The organism is Candidatus Liberibacter brunswickensis (assembly GCF_036858155.1).
GTDB lineage: Bacteria > Pseudomonadota > Alphaproteobacteria > Rhizobiales > Rhizobiaceae > Liberibacter > Liberibacter brunswickensis.
Genome location: NZ_JAAEJX010000004.1, coordinates 24,819 through 42,006, shown reverse-complemented (window position 1 = coordinate 42,006; position 17,188 = coordinate 24,819). Strand labels below are relative to the sequence as shown.

Below are 17,188 nucleotides of genomic sequence, written 5' to 3'. Positions count from 1 at the left end.
GTTCTCCTCCTAATAAATACATTTTTCAGCAATTGAATTAGATATATTATTCATAAGTTGAAAATAAAGATCAGAACCTTCTGCAAGTAATATTCCTTCTGGATCAAGCATTGCAGATTTAATCCCAGTACCTTCCGTCATATAATTTATTATCTTAGGATCAAATCCCGGATCATAAAATATACAAGAGGTTTTATCCAGAACAATATTATCCTTAACTTTCTGTAAAGATTTTGCACCCATAAAAATCGAATGCCGCATAGGAAAAGTAACGATATGAAGATCATAATAAGATGCAAAATAACGATATGCATCATGAAAAACAATTATATTTTTTCCTTTCACTTGTCTCAATATATCATGGAATTCTTCATCCATCTTATATAACTTACTCTTAAATTCTTCTTCATTCTTTTCATAAATATCCTTGTTTTTAGGATCTATCTTAATCATCTCCATAGCAATGACATGCGCTATATATTTAGCATTGTAAGGACTCAACCATAAATGCAAATCATATACCTGATTTCCACCATTATGATGAAAATTATCATAAAACTTAATCCTATGTAAATCTTGGTAATCTGATATGGTCACTATGATAGAATTTTTTTTTAAAGAATTGAGTGGCTTCACTAGGAAAGACTCCATCCCCTTCCCAAGCCAAAAAACAACATCTGCATTCTCTAAGATCATCGCATCTGATGCACGTAAATTATATTCATGAGGAGAACTAATCCCTTTGATAAGCAAAGTAGGATTTCCTACTCCCTTCATAATAAAAGACACTATTGAATGAATAGGTTTAATAGAAGCAACTACTTTCAAAGAATCAGCTTGAGTCACACTAGACAATGGTAAAAAAAGAAATATAAATAGTCTCAGAATGTTTTTCATAATGTAAATCCTATATTAATAAAATTACTATTCTTTGCAGATATCAGAACATCTTCTTTTTCTCTTTTATAAACAAATCTGATGAAATGAAATGATTATGCTTAACTCCTCATCTACGCCTTTAATTATCTTAAATGATATCAGCGTTAACAAGAATGGACGCAAAGTTTTAATAGATATTAACTTTGCTATAAAACCAGGCAAAATAGTTACATTGATAGGGCCTAATGGATCTGGAAAATCAACAATTGCAAAACTTATTACAGGAACAATAAATCCTACCACAGGTACTATAACTCGTAATCCTAAACTAATTATAGGATATGTTCCACAAAAAGTCATCTTAGAAAATACCTTGCCTCTTAGTTTAATGAGATTTATGACACTATCTATATCCTCTTCAGAACATGATGTTCTACAAATACTGGATAAAGTTAATTTGACAGGAAAGCATAATAGAAATGTAGTTGAACTTTCAGGAGGAGAATTTCAACGCGCTCTTCTAGCAAAAGCATTATTGCGAAAACCTAATTTACTAGTTTTAGATGAACCATTACAAGGCATTGATTTTCCTGGAGAATTAGCATTATATGAACTAATCACATCAATACGCAAGTCTACTGGTTGCGGGATATTACTAATATCTCACAATTTAAACATGGTGATGGCATCTACGGATATTGTTATATGCCTAAATAATAAAATTTGCTATCAAGGACCGCCTCAAACTATTAAGGATAACCCAGAATATATCCGTCTCTTTGGATCACGCGCAACAGAAATATTAGCAATACATAATCACAAATACGATCACTAAAATATTAAATATATATTGGTTATATCAATCCCTTTTCCAGAAAATGGAAAATTATAATAAATGGACTAAAATTAATGTACAACGAATTTTTCATTCGTGCCTTACTAGCTGGAATTGGCATCATTATATCCACTGGCCCGATTGGATGTTTTGTTATTTGGCAACGCATAGCCTATTTGGGAGATACTATAGCCCATTCAGCACTTCTAGGCGTATCTTTTTCACTTATGTTTCAACTACCACTAACCATTTGCATATTCATAATAGCTGCCATAACATCTTTTATATTACTGCAAATTCAGAAAAATGAACTTCTATCTTCTGATGCTATTCTTGCAGTGATTACTCATTCAACAATATCAATTGGCCTTATAATGCTATCTTTTATGACTTGGGTAAATACAGATATAACAAGCTTTTTATTTGGAGACATACTAGCAGTAAATACAACCGATATTATACTGATATGGAGTATAGGAATCCTAAATATTATTATACTCCTAAAAATATGGAAACCCTTACTAGCTACTACCGTAAACTATGAAATAGCAAAAGCTGAAGGTATGCAGCCAGATAAAATAAAACTAATCTTTACTTTGATAACCGCGATGATGATCTCTATTTCAATAAAACTCATAGGCATTACACTAATAACATCCCTCCTGATATTGCCTACAGTAACAGCGAGACGTTTTGCAACATCTCCCGAAAACATGGTTATACTAACCACAATCATTGGAATTTTAGGAGTAATTATTGGCCTTTATGGATCATTAGTTTTTGATACTCCCTCAGGGCCATCTATTATTATCACATCTTTACTATTTTTTATATTGAGTTTTTTTATAAAAAATAACTAAAGGTTTTAAAATATTTATATTTTCATAGATAATTAAATAATTATTAATCTTGTATTTTAGAAATTTATTGATTAGAATCGTGAAAACTATTAGCTATATAGTGATGTTTAAATACAGTAGTTAGAGATGGTATATAAATTATGACGAGTAAAGAAAAAAGAGAAGTTCTCAATGAGCTTATGAATATAGAATTCAAAGCGCATTATTATTATATGCAAGCATCATCTTGGGCCGCTTCCCATAATCTTGAAGGATGCCATAGTTTTCTTTTGGGACATGCAAGGGAAGAATACTCCCATGTAATGAGGATATTCAAGTACTTAGTTGATTTAGGTGAAGATGCAACCTTCTCTGATTTATCAGCTCCTATTATTGATGCTAATGACGTCGCAGGCCTTTTCTCATCAGTATATAAAAATGAATGTGATGTAACAAGGGCATACGATAAAGCTATTTTATTTTCATTAGATAAAAAAGATAACCAGTTATTCTCCTTTTTACAATGGTTTATAAATGAACAAGATGAAGAAATGACTCTTTGTAGGAGAATATTGGATAAAATAAAACTAATAGGATCTGGTGACCACGCTATCTATCTCTTCGATCAGGAGATGGAAAAACTAGCAGATAAAAACTAGTTTAAAAATGGCATCTAACTTATAGCATACTGATGGTTTTTTTAACTATCAGTTATGTTTGTTTAATGTATCTATAATATTCAATATTGCTGGTCCAAGTATAACAATCATTAAAACTGGCAAAAAGAATAAAATCATAGGAACAGTAAGCTTAGGTCCCAATGCAGCAGCTTTTTTTTCTGCTTCCATCATGCGCTCTGTTCTCGTTTCTGCTACTAGAACACGCAAGGATTCACCTATTGATGTTCCATAACGATCAGACTGCATTAAAGCCTGCATCGCATTTCTTATGCAATCCATTTGAGTACGACGATAAAAGTTTTCAAATGCTGTCTGCCTATTAGGAAGAAATGAAAGCTCTGCTACAGTTAATAATATTTCTTCTGAAAGAGGTACTGATTGACCTCCTATTTCTTCAGCAATACGACGAAAAGACTGATCTACTGAAATACCTGATTCAACACATATCAGTAATAAATCAAGAGCATCTGGCCAGGCACGTTTTATAGAAGCCTGTCTTTTTGCGACGATATTAGAAATAAAAATACTAGGCAAACAAAATCCAACATATGCTATTAAGATAACAGCTGATATGCGAATTGAAATAGAATATTGAATTAATTTATCAAATCCAAATATCCATATAACTCCAAAAACAATGAAAACAATAGGAAATATCAAACGTACTATCAATAAAATATTTAATGAATATTCTGATCTAAAACCAGCAGCACGTAATTTATTTATTATCTTTTCGTCAACTAGAAATTCCTTTAAATTAAATTTTTTAACAAAGTTTCGCAAGGAAGCATTATCGTGGGTACGCAATTTAGAATTAATAGATTTATTTTGAAGAAATTGTTTTTGTTTTTCACGTAATTTGTCTCTTTCAATAGCAACATTTTTTTTACGTTTTTCAAATTCACCATTACCTAAAGAAGGGATAATTACTGCATATATTAAAGAAAAAACCGAAACCATAGTTGTTATAGAAAAAACGAGACTAACGGTATCAAATGTATAAAAAAAATCCATTAATTTAAATCCTAATCGATATATGATCAAACATCAAAATTAATCATCATCTTCATAACAAGAATACCAAGAATCATGAAAACAGCTGCAATACCAAGAATCAGATGACCCCTGCTATCTGTAAAAAGAATATTCATATATTCTGGAGATGTAAAATGTACAAGAGTAGCTACGCAAAAAGGCAAAGATCCTATAATCCATGCTGAAGCCTTTGCCTCCATAGAAAGAGCCTGAACTTTTACTTTCATCTTTTTCCTCTCACGTAATATTGTCGATAAATTAGCCAAAGCTTCCGAAAGATTTCCACCTAATTGAGACTGAACAGAAATAACAGTAGCAAAAAAAGAAACTTCTTGAAGTGGCATATATCGAATCATGCGAGATACACTTTCAGAAATACTAAGTCCTAAATGTTGTGTTTCAATCACACGACGAAATTCTGATCGCACAGGATCAGAAGACTGTCCAACAATAACGGCAATAGCATCTGAAACTGGCAATCCAGTACGAACTGAGCGAACAATAATGTCTAAAGCATTAGGAAACTCATCTAAAAACTTAGCTACTCTTTTTTTAATCAGATGTTTTAAAAATAAACGTGGTAAAACTAGAGAAGATGAAATAGATATGCATAAAAAAACAAAAAAACTTTCAGATATAATTAATGATATAATACCAAATATAAATCCTGCAATAGCACTTCCTATATAATAATATTCCTTTGAAATAGACAAACCTGAATAAGATATCAAAGAAGATAAACTGTTAGTATTGCCAGTTTTTTTCTTATGACTTGCTTCTATATTTTGTATTGCTTCTCGCAAGACTTTACGACGTTTTAAATTAGAAGAAGATTCAGATTTATCATTACTTACAATCTTTGGAATATCATTAGGATCAGTAGGAATGAATTTATTTAATATTATAAATAAAATAGAGAATACCGAAACAACAATTAATCCTACTACAAAAAGAATAGTCAAATCGAATATCATCACACTCTCCCCAAAGCACGAGTTTGTTTTTCAAGAGACTCGAGGACTTCCGCTAAATTACTTTCTTCACCATATTGAGCTGCCCTATTCCAAAATTTTGGGCGAGAAACACCCGAACTAACATGATGACCCATTAACTTACCTGTTTCATTTTCTCCAAATATTTCATATGTAAGGAGATCCTGAGTAATTATAACATTTCCTTCCATTCCCATAACTTCACAAATATTCGTAATTCTTCTAGAACCATCTCGCAAACGCTGAGTTTGAACAATTATATCTAACGAAGAAGTTATAATCTCTCTTACCATCTTGGATGGCAAAGTAAATCCTCCCATAGCAATCATTGCTTCCATCCTACCAAAACTTTCACGTGCATTATTAGCGTGAATAGTTCCCATAGATCCATCATGCCCTGTGTTCATCGCTTGTAATAAATCCAACACCTCCGGACCACGAACCTCTCCTAAAATAATACGTTCAGGACGCATACGCAGACAATTCTTCACCAAATCACGCATAGTAATCTCACCCTCACCTTCAATATTAGGAGGACGTGTTTCCAAACGAACTACATGAGGTTGTTGAAGTTGAAGTTCTGCTGTATCCTCGCAGGTAACTATACGCTCATCTGAATCTATATAACGAGTCAAACAATTTAGTAATGTTGTTTTTCCAGAACCAGTTCCACCTGAAATTAAAATATTACACCTAATACGACCTATGATTTGCAATAACCTTGCTCCTTCAGGTGTAATAGCACCAAACTTGACAAGATGATCCAAAGTAAGCTTGTCTTTTTTAAATTTACGAATAGTCAAAGTAGGACCATCAAGAGCAAGAGGGGGAATAATGACATTTACACGAGAACCATCTAATAAACGTGCATCACATATAGGACTTGACTCATCGACACGTCGACCAACTTGATTAACAATGCGTTGACATACAGTAAGAAGTTGTTCATTGTCTCTAAAACTAATACCCGTTTCAACAGTTTTGCCATCAACTTCTATAAACACTTTATCTGAACCATTAACCATGATATCCGCAATATCATCTCGAGATATAAGAGGCTGAAGGGGACCATATCCTAAAATATCATTACAAAGATCCTCAAGAATATCACTCTGCTCATCAGGAGATATATTTATATTCCTAACAGAAACAATCTCATTCATTAGAGATGATATTTCGTCTCTCGCAGACTGTGCACTATATTGAGAAAGCTGAGTTATATCAATCATTTCAATTAAAGTAGCAAAGATAGTCGATTTAATATCATAATAACGTGGACTACGATCTGTCATATTAATAACGCCTGCCTTGTCAGCAGATGAAGATGATTTAATATTTTTTTCTACAACGCCAGGCACCTCCTTCGGAGAAGAATGCGAATTATCAATATTCACTGAACTTGTTGTGAAGTTTTTATTTCTTTTCCCAAACATATATGTCTCCTATAAGCATCGGCTTACTTCATATTAAAAATATTTTTTATCTTCTCGTATATAACATTTTTAGGTTTAGACATAGTTACACGATCAATAAGAATTCGCGAGAAATCTACCAACAAATCCGAAACAGAAGATTTCTGATCTATTTCATGTATCATTTTACCTGAATTTGCTGACATACCAAAAATATAACCATCAAAAGGAATGACAGCAGAAGGATCTATACCCAATGGCGAACAAAAATCACTAATAGAAATTTCAGGCTTCTTAGGAGTCTTTACTTGGTTAAGAATAAGATAGAGAGGTTTATTATTTGGTCTTATTTTTTTTAAAACATCAATTAAATTCTTAGAATTACGTAAACTAACAAGATCAAGAGAAGCAGTAATTACGACTTTATCACTTGAGGAAAGAATTCCACGTGTCCAATCATTCCAAATATGAGGAACATCAAGAATCGTAAATGGAGATATCTTTTTTAATAAATTAATTACTTGAATAATAGTTTTTTCATCAAAATCATAAGTACGATTCAAAGTAGTAGGAGCAGTTAAAATTGAAAGATTCTCCACATAACAAACAAGAATTTTACTAAGAAATTCCTCGTCAATTTTACCCTGAGGATAAATAGCATTTACAATACCATGTATTGGATCTTGATCAAAATTAATATTAACAGTTCCATATGAAAGATCTAGATCTGCTAAAATAGTTCCCATTGAAAAAACAGAAGCAATGTTAAAAGCACAATTATGTGCCATAGTTGAAGAACCAACTCCTCCCCTAGACCCTATAAAAGATATAGAACAACCAGAAGAAGATTCTTTTTCTTTAACAGTAGATATGCAATTAATAGATTTAATAATGTCAGAAACAGACAAAGGTTCAATTAAATATTCAGATACGCCATTAGCAATTAAATCCCGATAAAGTATTACATCATTAGTATCCCCTACCACGATAACCTTCGTACTAGAGTCACAAACATCAGCCAAAGGCTCTAATGCAGACATTATCTCCCTAGAATCTATTTTAGTTTGAACAATAATAAGATTAGGAGTGGGTGTATTAGAAAACAAATTTACTGCTTCTGCAATTGACCCTTTAGTAATTCGCATGTCAACATAAGTCATCCTACGATCAATTTTAGATCTTTCTATTACAGAATAAAGGGTATCAGTAATACAAAAAGCGTGAACAGACATACGTGGCAAAGTAAATGTTTCTGATAAAGCATCCTTGCTTTCTTGACGGGAACCTGGATTATTTACATTATAATCAACATTCATATAACATATTCCCCCTTTACTAAAAACCTTATACTACCTATTATAATTTACATTTAATCTTAATTTATTTTTTAATTACTAAAACCATCATTACTTTTTTAATCATCAGAACTAGATTGACGATAATCACTAATAGATTTATCGCGCTTATTTGCATCTGGAGGAGTCATCGCACGTGGATAAAATAAATCCAAAGGATTAACTACCTGTGCTGCTAAATTATTTTGATATGCACATCCATAATTACTCCAATTACGATTTGGTGTAGCACCTCCTAAAATGTCTTCTGGCCAAAAACCACACTTACTACCAACAACAGGCTTAATCGCAAAGTAAGCTAACCTAATAGTATCAATATCTAATCCATAATTAGCGTCGTACAACCTTTCAGAGATAAAAGAAGATGGAATTCCTCTAGATCTGATAATTTTACGTATGTCTTTTACCGCTTTTTTTATAGAAGAAGAAGAAACAGTAGCACTTGGAATCATTAAGAAAAGGACGCTAGCATTATCCTTTTTATATTGATCTAAGAACCCATTTATCGTATTACTCTCAAGAGTTTTTATTGATCCCCTACCAGCTAGTAATGGTATGTCTATGTTTTTTTCAACTTTTCTCATTAAAATTGGATGTCTATTACGGTAATCGCTTGATTCTACGGAAGAATAATAAGCAGCCGAATTAGCTACATAAAATAGTAAGAAAAAAAATGCTTGTAAAAACATTAAACGCAAAAAAACAAATGACTTCTGGATGACAATTGATATTTTAAAATTAATACTCGCGAATAAATATTTTATCATATATCCCCCATCATTTATAAATAAAACCAACCGCACCTTTGTAATTCTGCTTTTCAATTTCTTCCTTAGTTCCATAAATCTTATTAACTCGATTAAAGAAAAACGACTTGGTATCATCTTCAACATCATAATTATCATCAGGACGACTTAAATCATTAATTGGAACAGGCTGAACAAGATATGGAGTAGCTGCAATAAAGATTTCTGCTTCTTCCCTAGAAAAATTATTCTGCCTGAATAAAGCTCCTAAAATAGGTATTCTAGACAATAATGGAATACCTGACTTCATCTGTTGTATGTCATCTTTCAATAATCCTGCTAAAACTATTGTGCCTCCAGAGGGCAATTCAACAGTAGTATCAGCTTTACGTACACGAAACTCCGGAGCATCACCTGAACCAACACTCAATACTGGCTCAGAAACCTCTGTCTGAATACGTAATGCAATACGACCTGGAGATAGAACAGTTGGAGTAAAATTCAAAACAACACCATAATCATGCGAAGTCATATTAGAAACACCCTGGGGATTCACAGTATTGTACAAACGCTCTCCACCAGATCTAAAACTAGCACTTTGACCTGAAATAGCTGTAAGAGTTGGCTCAGCTAAAGTACGAATAGCAGTTGCTCGCTCCAAAGAACTCAAAAAACTCTCAAAGGAAAATCGGTCAAGAACACTCTTAACAGCGAAAGAGCCAATTCCACCATCACCCAAACTACCACTAAATGAGGAGCTAGTTTTACTAGCAGGAGACATAATATTGTGTCGAAATCCTATTTGTTTTAGTATATCTCTCCTTACTTCAGCAATTGTTACTTTAAGGGTTACTTGATCCTCCCCCGAAATGTTTAATAGATTGACTACTTTTTTAGAACTATTACTGGCACCATTATAATTATGATTAATACTACCACTTTTTGAAAGGAATATATCAGAAAGCTCAACAGCTCTTTGGGAATCCTGAATAGTACGAACAATCCCGTGTAATACAACAGTATCAGACATCATTTCAACATTGATTTTCGAATCAGGTATAAAACGCTTTAAAGTAGACTCAAGATATGAAACGTCTCGTGCAACTGAAACGTCTAGATTCAAAACTTGCTTATTATCATGTCCAAATAAAATGACATTCGCCTGACCTGTATCTTTACCAAAAAGATATATAGTATTTGAAGAATGCATAACAACATCTGTTTTATTTGGATCCGAAACTAAAACGTCCTGTATAACAGCTGGTAATCGTAGGATAATTACCTTATTTAAACCAACATTGATTCTTTTATTCTTACCTATATCAGCATCACTGATATCAATTATAGACGCTTTTCTATCTTTAGTTAATTGTGATGTAGCAAATGAATTATTAAAAAATAATAGGAAAAAATTAATTGCAAAAAAAGCAAATTGAAAATATCTCATTGTGGCATACCTTCAACATTCTTATTGGAAACGACGCCTGATTTGATAATTATAGCATCTGATCTATCACTGCTAGTATTATCAAGATTATCTTCGTCGTTTAAATCTCCTATAGATCGCAGGACTAGTGAAACCTTCGTTGATAATTGTTGAGCTGTAAATAGAATATTTGTCTGAGCAGGAGTCAGCTCCAAAGTAGCGATATTCCCAATCAACCCCGGTTGATCATCATCCCCATGTAAGGTTTGATCTATTGCGATAACAATCACATTCCTAAGAACTACTTCAGACTTTATTGACTTTTCATTGAAAGAACGAATAGATATAACATCTACATGATCACCAGGCTTAATCATTCCTCCAGCTGCACTAGACGGAGTAATTTCCAATGAAACTGCACGCTTACCTTTTGGGAGCATGGAAGAAATACCTCCATTACCGTGTCCCTGCAATTTTTCGAGACGAATCGGATCTCCTTTAAAAATACGACTCACCACCACTTTACCACTTAATTCTTCTATAGCATTAGGGCTATTAACATCATCAATAAAACCATCAAATACATTTTCTTCTGGGAGAGCAACCCATTCTAAATGATAAGAATTAATCACCGATCCCACATTTATATCAGATCTAGCCCTCAAAATATTAACAAACTTTACCTGAGATTGAGATATAATTTCATCTTTCTGAACATGATGAGGAGATATAAAACGCATTGCTACAATACCAGCCACAAGAGCAAAAACAGCCGATACTATAATGCCAGTAATTCGAGTGAATTTCATTTTTCGCCTATAAAACAATAAAAAAAATAAAAACAATAAATATAATTAATTAAGAACGATTATTTTAATAACATAAAAATCATATTAAAAATAACATAGACGAAAAGAGTTAATAAAATAAAACTATTGGGACAACCCTAACAAAGCAACTTTAAAAAAATATGAATCTGGATAACTAATTAATCCACCTATGGATATAGCAATTCCATAGGGTATTTTGTTTTTCATAAGGAAAGTTTTTGGAATGAACATATCAAATAAAGGAGTATAACGAGTAATCAACCTTATTACCAAAATCAACAAAGACAATATTCCTCCACAAACAGAGACAAAACATAAAAAGATTACTAAAGAAGATGCCCAACCAAACCACACAGATGTCGCAGTCAATAACTTTACGTCTCCCCCACCCATAATATTAAATATAAAACAAACAAAACAAACAGCGAAAACTAACAAACCAACCAATAAATGCGATAATATTAATCCATAATCCAATCCCAAAAGACAAGATATTAATAAAAAAGAACCAAGCATAATAATCGAAACTCTATTAGGTATAACCATATAAAAAAGATCGGTCATTGCTGCAAAGACTAGACAAAAAACAGGAATAAGAAGAATAGCAGAAAAAATCATTTTACTCTCTCATATATTGTGCATTGTAATACATAATTACTCATAAGACAAAATTGATAATAACTATATGCTATTAATTTAAAAACAGTATTAACTAGCACTCATACAAACACCATAAAATAAAACCAATAAAAATTATTAATTATATATAATTAAAAAATATCTTTTATTAATAAAACCAAATTGGTTAAACGTTTCTTTATTCATGTATCGAATATCATAGTATTATATTAAAAAATCAACAAAATTTTTCATACATAAATGCATATTAGATTCTTGTTCAGCCTATAAATATTTCAACAATGTAAAATATACTACAGTAATTTATTATTAGTTTCTTTTCAAATAATTTTAATTCTTATTGTTTTTATTTAGGGGATTCTTTTTATCATATTTATTCTTTGGGGGGGGATTCTTTTTATCAGATTTATTATTTGAGGAATTATTAGATTTATTAAGCACTTCTGCTTTAGGAGTGCTATTGCTATTTGGTGTAGAATTAATCTTTTCCTGCTTTTTCCCTAACCCATTAGATATATTATTAAAAGTATCTGATAATTTAGTACCCATAGTGGTAACAGAAGCAATAATTGCAACAGCAATAAGAGAAGCAAGCAAACCATATTCAATAGCAGTTGCACCTGATTTATCTTTTAAAAAATTTTTAATAATATTCATTGTCATAAAAAATAACTTCCTAATTTAAATATAGATTACTAAATAAAAATATTAATACGCTATAGCGTATAAAATATACCTTTTCTAGAATATTCTATTATTCAAATAGTTTCTTAATTCATAACAAAAAACGTGCAAATTAGTTTTATATGCGAGCAAATAACCTAGAATAGTACAAATAAATAAGAAGATCCATATGGATACTTAAAAACATAAAAAAAATATTTCAATAATAAAATCGAAATATTAATTAATATAACATAAAACTCATATTTAAAGATTGTTTTATGAAACTATAAAAAATATGAGCAATGACTTTAAAGATCAGATAAACAATTTATAATAGCTGCAATAAAAAATCGATTTTATCACAGCTATTCAATAAAACAATAATTACTTATCCTTTTTTAATCCCAGCCATAATAGATTCAAAAACATCTTTCAATTTAGTGCCCAGAGCGGTAACAGAAGCAATAATTGCAACAGCAATAAGAGAAGCAAGCAAACCATATTCAATAGCAGTTGCACCTGATTTATCTTTTAGAAATTTATTTATCAAACTAATCTTCATAGAAATAATAACCTTTAATAAAAAATTAAAAATACAAATTATTTTTTTCTATCTATGAACCACAGTCTGTCCTGAATATCAATATTATAAACTATAAAATATTTAAAAAATAAGTTATAAATGCAATTTTATTAAATTAATAATTACCATATTGCGCATATTTAACACAGAACAATGAATAAACTAACTATTACTAAGACAAAGTTACAAACGATATATCAGCAGATATAATTAATGATAAAAAAGATTTTAAAAAAAATAAGCGATCAAAATAGCCACAATAAATACTTTGATGCATCTACTGCGGCTATTGAGATTATTATTATTTATTTTACTTAAACATTAGCAGGAGGATTGTTAGGCTTTATTAGGCGTAGGCAACTTACCAGCAATGGAAGAGAAGACCTCGTTCAATTTTCCACCAAGCGAGGTAACAGCACCAATAATCGCCAAAGCAACAAGAGATGCAAGCAATCCATATTCAATAGCAGTTGCACCTGAGTTATCTTTTAGAAATGTTTTAAAATAACTTACCATAGTTTTTATATCCTTTCATGAAAGTTTAATAAAACTAGCAGACATACTAGAAACACTCTTGACAAATATATAGTATTCAAATATTCACCCTAATGGTTGCTCGTGTTTTGGTCAGCTAGAAAACTAGGGTGTTCGTGGTTTTCAAGGACATATAATAGAGTTTCGAATACGAAAAAATTTCGATCACCTATTCGCTTTACTATTTACATACGAGAAAATCATGAATACCCCCACTTGAAAAGGCATTATCCTATATAAATAGTTTAAAAGGAGTTAATCTATTATAAAACAATTGGTATATCTGTTATATTATAGTACAAAATCATTGTATAATTGATAAATTAATTGAAAGTTATTTATATAAACTTGATACACATGTATGTATAGTGAAGAAATATTACGAGGAACATTTAGTTTTAGATTATAAAATTTGTAATTGCGAAATATTTAAAAAAATAATTTGATAACAAAAAATATAGCTTCGTATAATAAAAGTTTTTGTTCGATCAATGTAAAAATAGCATCAAATGTTATTATAAAAACATATTGATATGATTTTAGAAGACACTTAATGGATTTTATTATCCAAAAAAAATCAAGTAAATTTACTACAATTTAAAAAAGAAAGTTTACAGTGCACGCAATTAAGTATTAACGTTTTATTTTATAAATTTTATTTTACAGGCTAAATTTATGGCAAATACTAAACTCTCATTAGCTTTATCTATTTTTATAATATCTTATAGTTATCCAACTTTTTCTCAAGATGGAGTAATGAAGGAGGGAAAAACTGTATCAAATCTAAACCAACAGGATAACACTATAACAAATAGGAAAAAACCTATACTCCCAATACAACATAAAACAAAAGAAAGGCAACATTTTCACCAAGCACAAGGTCATATCCCACAAAATAAAAAAACACAAATAAACCGAATACCAGTTACAACAAGTAAGCAGCTATCCGAAAAAAAAATTACAGACAATGAACAAGATATCCGTGTAGCAATTGGAGAATCAGTTGTATTAAAATTAAATGATTTCCCTACAAAAATAATTATTGGAAGCGATCAAATAGCAGATGTATTATCACTTGAAAAAGATAAAAATATAGTACTTACAGGGAAAAACATTGGATTAACTAATCTAATAGTTTTGGGAGAAAAAGACAAAGTAATCATTGATGCACAAGTAACAACTTTTATAAATGAAAAGAATACAGTACGCGTTTATTCTCCAGGGAAAAAATCAATTCTATCCTGCACACCAAGATGTTTTCTCCTTCAACCACAAGAATAAAATTAAAAATATTATTTTGCAATCTTCCACTTTAAAACTATTATTTACAAATGATTGTTCTGGTAAAAAGTAAATATTTAGTACATTTTCTTTCTAGAACTTGGAATCCACTTGACGAGCTTCTGAAACAATCATAATAGGAACACCAGATCTTATTGGATATGCAATAGATGCTTCTTTTGAAAATAACTCTCTACCTTCAGAAATTAGCACAAGACTACCTTTAGTTAATGGACAAACTAAAACTTCAAGCAATCGTGGATCTATATCTATATTGAGAGTACTTTCGTTCATTGCTAACAAATCATCTATTGAATTCTATTTCTACAATTAGAATAATTGCTTGTAAGTACAATCTTCATAATTGAAACCAAAATCTGTACGCGAGCTCTAAAATCAGGAGCTTCTAATAACGCTTGTTTTTCTTCTTCACTAAAAGGAGAAAGCATAGCAAGTGAATTTACCAACACCTCATTACTCGCACCCTCAATACTTTCCCAATCAGCCTCCAAGTTATTCGCAGTCAAATAATTGCGAAATACTTCCAATAAAGCAGTCCTGTCAACACCATAGTTATCATGACCAACAAGATCTGATAAAAATGGAGCAATATAAAAACAACTCCAAGAATTTAATTTATAGGATTCTTCTAACAGTCTAAATCTACAAACTCCTGTTACAGTCATAATATAATTGCCTTCATCTGTTTCAACAAAAGACGTAAGACGACCAATACAACCGATTTGAGATAACCGACTGTCACTATTTGTAAGAAAACCACTTATCGCTGGTTGAACTAATCCTATTAATCTATCACCAGATAATACGGAATCAAACATAGCAACATGTGAAAGTTCAAAAACGCTAAAAGACAAACGACTTCCTGGCAACAACAACATGCCTGAAAGAGGAAAAATCGGAACCAAACATGGCAAGTCTTCACGATTTTTGTATATTTTATTACCAATTTTCATAAATATCACCACTCGTGCATGCATACACTTGATACAAACACATTTATACTACTATCACCTTAAAGACTAGTATAATAATTTTTAAGATTTTTATCATAGGAAAACATGATAGACACATCTCTCATCAAAATACAAGGACTAGAAAAATCAAAAACGCTATTGTATACAAAGTCAGGATATTGTGGTCTAAATTTTTCAATGATTTAAACGCAATCTTAAAACCACCAACATAATAATATATGCTGTTAGTATAATAAAACATGATGTATTATTAACCTGTCACAATCTTTAATCTATTGATCTAGAAAATCAAAATAGATAAAATTCGATTTTACGAAAGATCTTTAAATCCTCATGATTAAAACGCCTTACTATTTAATTGATAAACAAAAACTTTTAAATAACCTAGAAGTAGTTTCACTAATTCGTAAAAAATCTGGAGCAAAAGTACTTTTAGCTCTCAAATGCTTTGCTACATGGGGAATATTTGACATATTGAATCAATATATAGACGGGACAACCTCTTCATCACTCCATGAAGTCCTGCTAGGAAGTGAAAAATTCGGCGGCGAAACACATGCATATAATGTTGCATATAAAGATTGTGAAATTGATGACGTTCTCTCTAATTGCGACACAATAATTTTTAATACTATTTCTCAGTTGAATAAATTTAAAGAAAAGGCATCTAAATTTAAAAAAAATATAGGACTACGCGTGAATCCATCCATATCCTATTCTAAATTTATTCTTGCTGATCCCAATCGCCCTTTTAGTCGTTTAGGAGAAAGATGCAGATACAAAATAGAACCTGAGATAAAAAATATTAACGGACTAATGTTCCATAATAATTGTGAAAATAAATCTTTTCCTTGTTTAAGCACAATGCTAAAAAATATTGAACAAGAATTTGGTCATTTAATTAATCAAGTAGAATGGATTAGCCTAGGAGGAGGAATTCATTTTACAGAGAAAAATTACCCCATAGAAGACTTTTGCCAACTTCTTAAAGAATTTTCAGAAAGATATTCTGTACAACTTTATTTAGAACCTGGGGAAGCTATTGTGACCAATACTACAACATTAGAAACCACCGTTCTTGATGTATTAGAAAACATTAAGAACCTAGTAATTGTTGATTCCTCTGTAGAGGCTCATGCTCCTGATTACTTACTTTACCAAGAATCAGCGACTATATATCCAAACACTGGCCCTTACACTGCTATGGTATGCGGAAGATCTTGCCTTGCAGGAGACATATTTGGCGAGTTCAACTTTGAAAGACCCCTTCAAATTGGAGATAAAATATCATTCGAAGATATCGCAGGATATAACATAAACAGGAAAAATTGGTTTAATGGAATAAACATGCCGACGATTGCAATAAAAGATTTAGATGGCAAGATAATAACTATACGTGAATTTTCATACGATGATTATTATAAAAATCTTTCCTAAAAAATAGCAAATTATATCGATTTA

The 17,188-nt window shown here is 31.1% G+C and carries 18 protein-coding genes and 1 pseudogene; 5 read left to right on the top strand and 14 right to left on the bottom strand.

Annotation, left to right across the window (positions count from 1 at the left end; translation table 11 throughout):
• Positions 1-9 precede the first annotated feature (9 nt).
• A complete protein-coding gene (locus GY664_RS01595; RefSeq protein WP_333947712.1) occupies positions 10-897 on the bottom strand; it encodes a zinc ABC transporter substrate-binding protein in 888 nt (295 codons plus the stop codon).
• Between the two features lie 91 nt (positions 898-988).
• Between GY664_RS01595 and GY664_RS01590 the strand changes: the two genes are divergently transcribed.
• From GY664_RS01590 to GY664_RS01580, 3 genes are all read left to right on the top strand, one after another.
• Positions 989-1,714, top strand: a complete 726-nt coding sequence (locus tag GY664_RS01590) for an ATP-binding cassette domain-containing protein (RefSeq protein WP_333947711.1) — start codon at positions 989-991, stop codon at positions 1,712-1,714.
• A gap of 74 nt (positions 1,715-1,788) precedes the next feature.
• A complete protein-coding gene (locus tag GY664_RS01585) occupies positions 1,789-2,574 on the top strand; it encodes a metal ABC transporter permease (protein ID WP_333947710.1) in 786 nt (261 codons plus the stop codon).
• Positions 2,575-2,714: 140 nt separating this feature from the next.
• A complete protein-coding gene (locus GY664_RS01580; protein ID WP_333947709.1) occupies positions 2,715-3,212 on the top strand; it encodes a ferritin in 498 nt (165 codons plus the stop codon).
• Positions 3,213-3,260: 48 nt separating this feature from the next.
• Here the strand turns inward: GY664_RS01580 and GY664_RS01575 are convergent, their stop codons facing one another.
• The 11 genes and pseudogenes from GY664_RS01575 to GY664_RS01525 form a co-directional block, all read right to left on the bottom strand.
• Positions 3,261-4,247, bottom strand: a complete 987-nt coding sequence (locus GY664_RS01575; RefSeq protein WP_333947708.1) for a type II secretion system F family protein — start codon at positions 4,245-4,247, stop codon at positions 3,261-3,263.
• A gap of 26 nt (positions 4,248-4,273) precedes the next feature.
• Positions 4,274-5,242: a type II secretion system F family protein gene (locus tag GY664_RS01570; protein WP_333947707.1), complete on the bottom strand. Its 969-nt coding sequence runs from the start codon at positions 5,240-5,242 to the stop codon at positions 4,274-4,276.
• Positions 5,242-6,693, bottom strand: a complete 1,452-nt coding sequence (locus GY664_RS01565; RefSeq protein ID WP_333947706.1) for a CpaF family protein — start codon at positions 6,691-6,693, stop codon at positions 5,242-5,244. The genes GY664_RS01570 and GY664_RS01565 overlap by 1 nt, the downstream gene beginning before the upstream one ends.
• Before the next feature lie 23 nt (positions 6,694-6,716).
• Positions 6,717-7,988, bottom strand: coding sequence for an AAA family ATPase (locus GY664_RS01560; RefSeq protein WP_333947705.1), 1,272 nt, complete (start codon positions 7,986-7,988; stop codon positions 6,717-6,719).
• A gap of 98 nt (positions 7,989-8,086) precedes the next feature.
• A complete protein-coding gene (locus tag GY664_RS01555; RefSeq protein WP_333947704.1) occupies positions 8,087-8,794 on the bottom strand; it encodes a CpaD family pilus assembly protein in 708 nt (235 codons plus the stop codon).
• A 10-nt stretch (positions 8,795-8,804) separates the two neighbouring features.
• Positions 8,805-10,220: a type II and III secretion system protein family protein gene (locus tag GY664_RS01550; RefSeq protein ID WP_333947703.1), complete on the bottom strand. Its 1,416-nt coding sequence runs from the start codon at positions 10,218-10,220 to the stop codon at positions 8,805-8,807.
• Positions 10,217-11,008 carry a Flp pilus assembly protein CpaB gene (cpaB, locus tag GY664_RS01545; RefSeq protein WP_333947702.1) on the bottom strand — a complete coding sequence of 264 codons (792 nt, stop codon included), beginning with the start codon at positions 11,006-11,008 and terminating at the stop codon, positions 10,217-10,219. Before cpaB ends, GY664_RS01550 begins: the two co-directional genes overlap by 4 nt.
• Before the next feature lie 123 nt (positions 11,009-11,131).
• Positions 11,132-11,647: an A24 family peptidase gene (locus tag GY664_RS01540; RefSeq protein WP_333947701.1), complete on the bottom strand. Its 516-nt coding sequence runs from the start codon at positions 11,645-11,647 to the stop codon at positions 11,132-11,134.
• Between the two features lie 522 nt (positions 11,648-12,169).
• Positions 12,170-12,331: pseudogene (locus tag GY664_RS01535) on the bottom strand (Flp family type IVb pilin); the annotation flags it as partial.
• A gap of 391 nt (positions 12,332-12,722) precedes the next feature.
• Entirely contained in the window at positions 12,723-12,896 is a 174-nt protein-coding gene (locus GY664_RS01530; RefSeq protein ID WP_333947700.1) for a Flp family type IVb pilin, read from the bottom strand.
• A 357-nt stretch (positions 12,897-13,253) separates the two neighbouring features.
• Positions 13,254-13,433, bottom strand: a complete 180-nt coding sequence (locus tag GY664_RS01525) for a Flp family type IVb pilin (RefSeq protein WP_333947699.1) — start codon at positions 13,431-13,433, stop codon at positions 13,254-13,256.
• 693 nt (positions 13,434-14,126) lie between these two features.
• Between GY664_RS01525 and GY664_RS01520 the strand changes: the two genes are divergently transcribed.
• The gene (locus GY664_RS01520; protein ID WP_333947698.1) at positions 14,127-14,732 is read left to right on the top strand and encodes a pilus assembly protein N-terminal domain-containing protein; all 606 of its coding nucleotides are present in this window, start codon (positions 14,127-14,129) and stop codon (positions 14,730-14,732) included.
• A 93-nt stretch (positions 14,733-14,825) separates the two neighbouring features.
• Here the strand turns inward: GY664_RS01520 and GY664_RS01515 are convergent, their stop codons facing one another.
• Both GY664_RS01515 and GY664_RS01510 read right to left on the bottom strand, forming a co-directional pair.
• The gene (locus GY664_RS01515) at positions 14,826-15,026 is read right to left on the bottom strand and encodes a Trm112 family protein (protein ID WP_333947697.1); all 201 of its coding nucleotides are present in this window, start codon (positions 15,024-15,026) and stop codon (positions 14,826-14,828) included.
• A 14-nt stretch (positions 15,027-15,040) separates the two neighbouring features.
• A complete protein-coding gene (locus GY664_RS01510) occupies positions 15,041-15,706 on the bottom strand; it encodes an LON peptidase substrate-binding domain-containing protein (RefSeq protein ID WP_333947696.1) in 666 nt (221 codons plus the stop codon).
• Between the two features lie 354 nt (positions 15,707-16,060).
• Between GY664_RS01510 and GY664_RS01505 the strand changes: the two genes are divergently transcribed.
• On the top strand, positions 16,061-17,164 hold the full coding sequence (locus tag GY664_RS01505; RefSeq protein ID WP_333947695.1) for a carboxynorspermidine decarboxylase: 1,104 nt from the start codon (positions 16,061-16,063) through the stop codon (positions 17,162-17,164).
• The last annotated feature ends 24 nt before the right edge of the window (positions 17,165-17,188 follow it).

Excerpts from the sequence above, each read along its gene's own strand:
- GY664_RS01595 (WP_333947712.1), bottom strand. The coding sequence starts at position 897 with ATGAAAAACATTCTGAGACTATTTATATTTCTTTTTTTACCATTGTCT.
- GY664_RS01590 (WP_333947711.1), top strand. The coding sequence starts at position 989 with ATGATTATGCTTAACTCCTCATCTACGCCTTTAATTATCTTAAATGAT.
- GY664_RS01585 (WP_333947710.1), top strand. The coding sequence starts at position 1,789 with ATGTACAACGAATTTTTCATTCGTGCCTTACTAGCTGGAATTGGCATC.
- GY664_RS01580 (WP_333947709.1), top strand. The coding sequence starts at position 2,715 with ATGACGAGTAAAGAAAAAAGAGAAGTTCTCAATGAGCTTATGAATATA.
- GY664_RS01575 (WP_333947708.1), bottom strand. The coding sequence starts at position 4,247 with ATGGATTTTTTTTATACATTTGATACCGTTAGTCTCGTTTTTTCTATA.
- GY664_RS01570 (WP_333947707.1), bottom strand. The coding sequence starts at position 5,242 with ATGATATTCGATTTGACTATTCTTTTTGTAGTAGGATTAATTGTTGTT.
- GY664_RS01565 (WP_333947706.1), bottom strand. The coding sequence starts at position 6,693 with ATGTTTGGGAAAAGAAATAAAAACTTCACAACAAGTTCAGTGAATATT.
- GY664_RS01560 (WP_333947705.1), bottom strand. The coding sequence starts at position 7,988 with ATGAATGTTGATTATAATGTAAATAATCCAGGTTCCCGTCAAGAAAGC.
- GY664_RS01555 (WP_333947704.1), bottom strand. The coding sequence starts at position 8,794 with ATGATAAAATATTTATTCGCGAGTATTAATTTTAAAATATCAATTGTC.
- GY664_RS01550 (WP_333947703.1), bottom strand. The coding sequence starts at position 10,220 with ATGAGATATTTTCAATTTGCTTTTTTTGCAATTAATTTTTTCCTATTA.
- cpaB (WP_333947702.1), bottom strand. The coding sequence starts at position 11,008 with ATGAAATTCACTCGAATTACTGGCATTATAGTATCGGCTGTTTTTGCT.
- GY664_RS01540 (WP_333947701.1), bottom strand. The coding sequence starts at position 11,647 with ATGATTTTTTCTGCTATTCTTCTTATTCCTGTTTTTTGTCTAGTCTTT.
- GY664_RS01530 (WP_333947700.1), bottom strand. The coding sequence starts at position 12,896 with ATGAAGATTAGTTTGATAAATAAATTTCTAAAAGATAAATCAGGTGCA.
- GY664_RS01525 (WP_333947699.1), bottom strand. The coding sequence starts at position 13,433 with ATGGTAAGTTATTTTAAAACATTTCTAAAAGATAACTCAGGTGCAACT.
- GY664_RS01520 (WP_333947698.1), top strand. The coding sequence starts at position 14,127 with ATGGCAAATACTAAACTCTCATTAGCTTTATCTATTTTTATAATATCT.
- GY664_RS01515 (WP_333947697.1), bottom strand. The coding sequence starts at position 15,026 with ATGAACGAAAGTACTCTCAATATAGATATAGATCCACGATTGCTTGAA.
- GY664_RS01510 (WP_333947696.1), bottom strand. The coding sequence starts at position 15,706 with ATGAAAATTGGTAATAAAATATACAAAAATCGTGAAGACTTGCCATGT.
- GY664_RS01505 (WP_333947695.1), top strand. The coding sequence starts at position 16,061 with ATGATTAAAACGCCTTACTATTTAATTGATAAACAAAAACTTTTAAAT.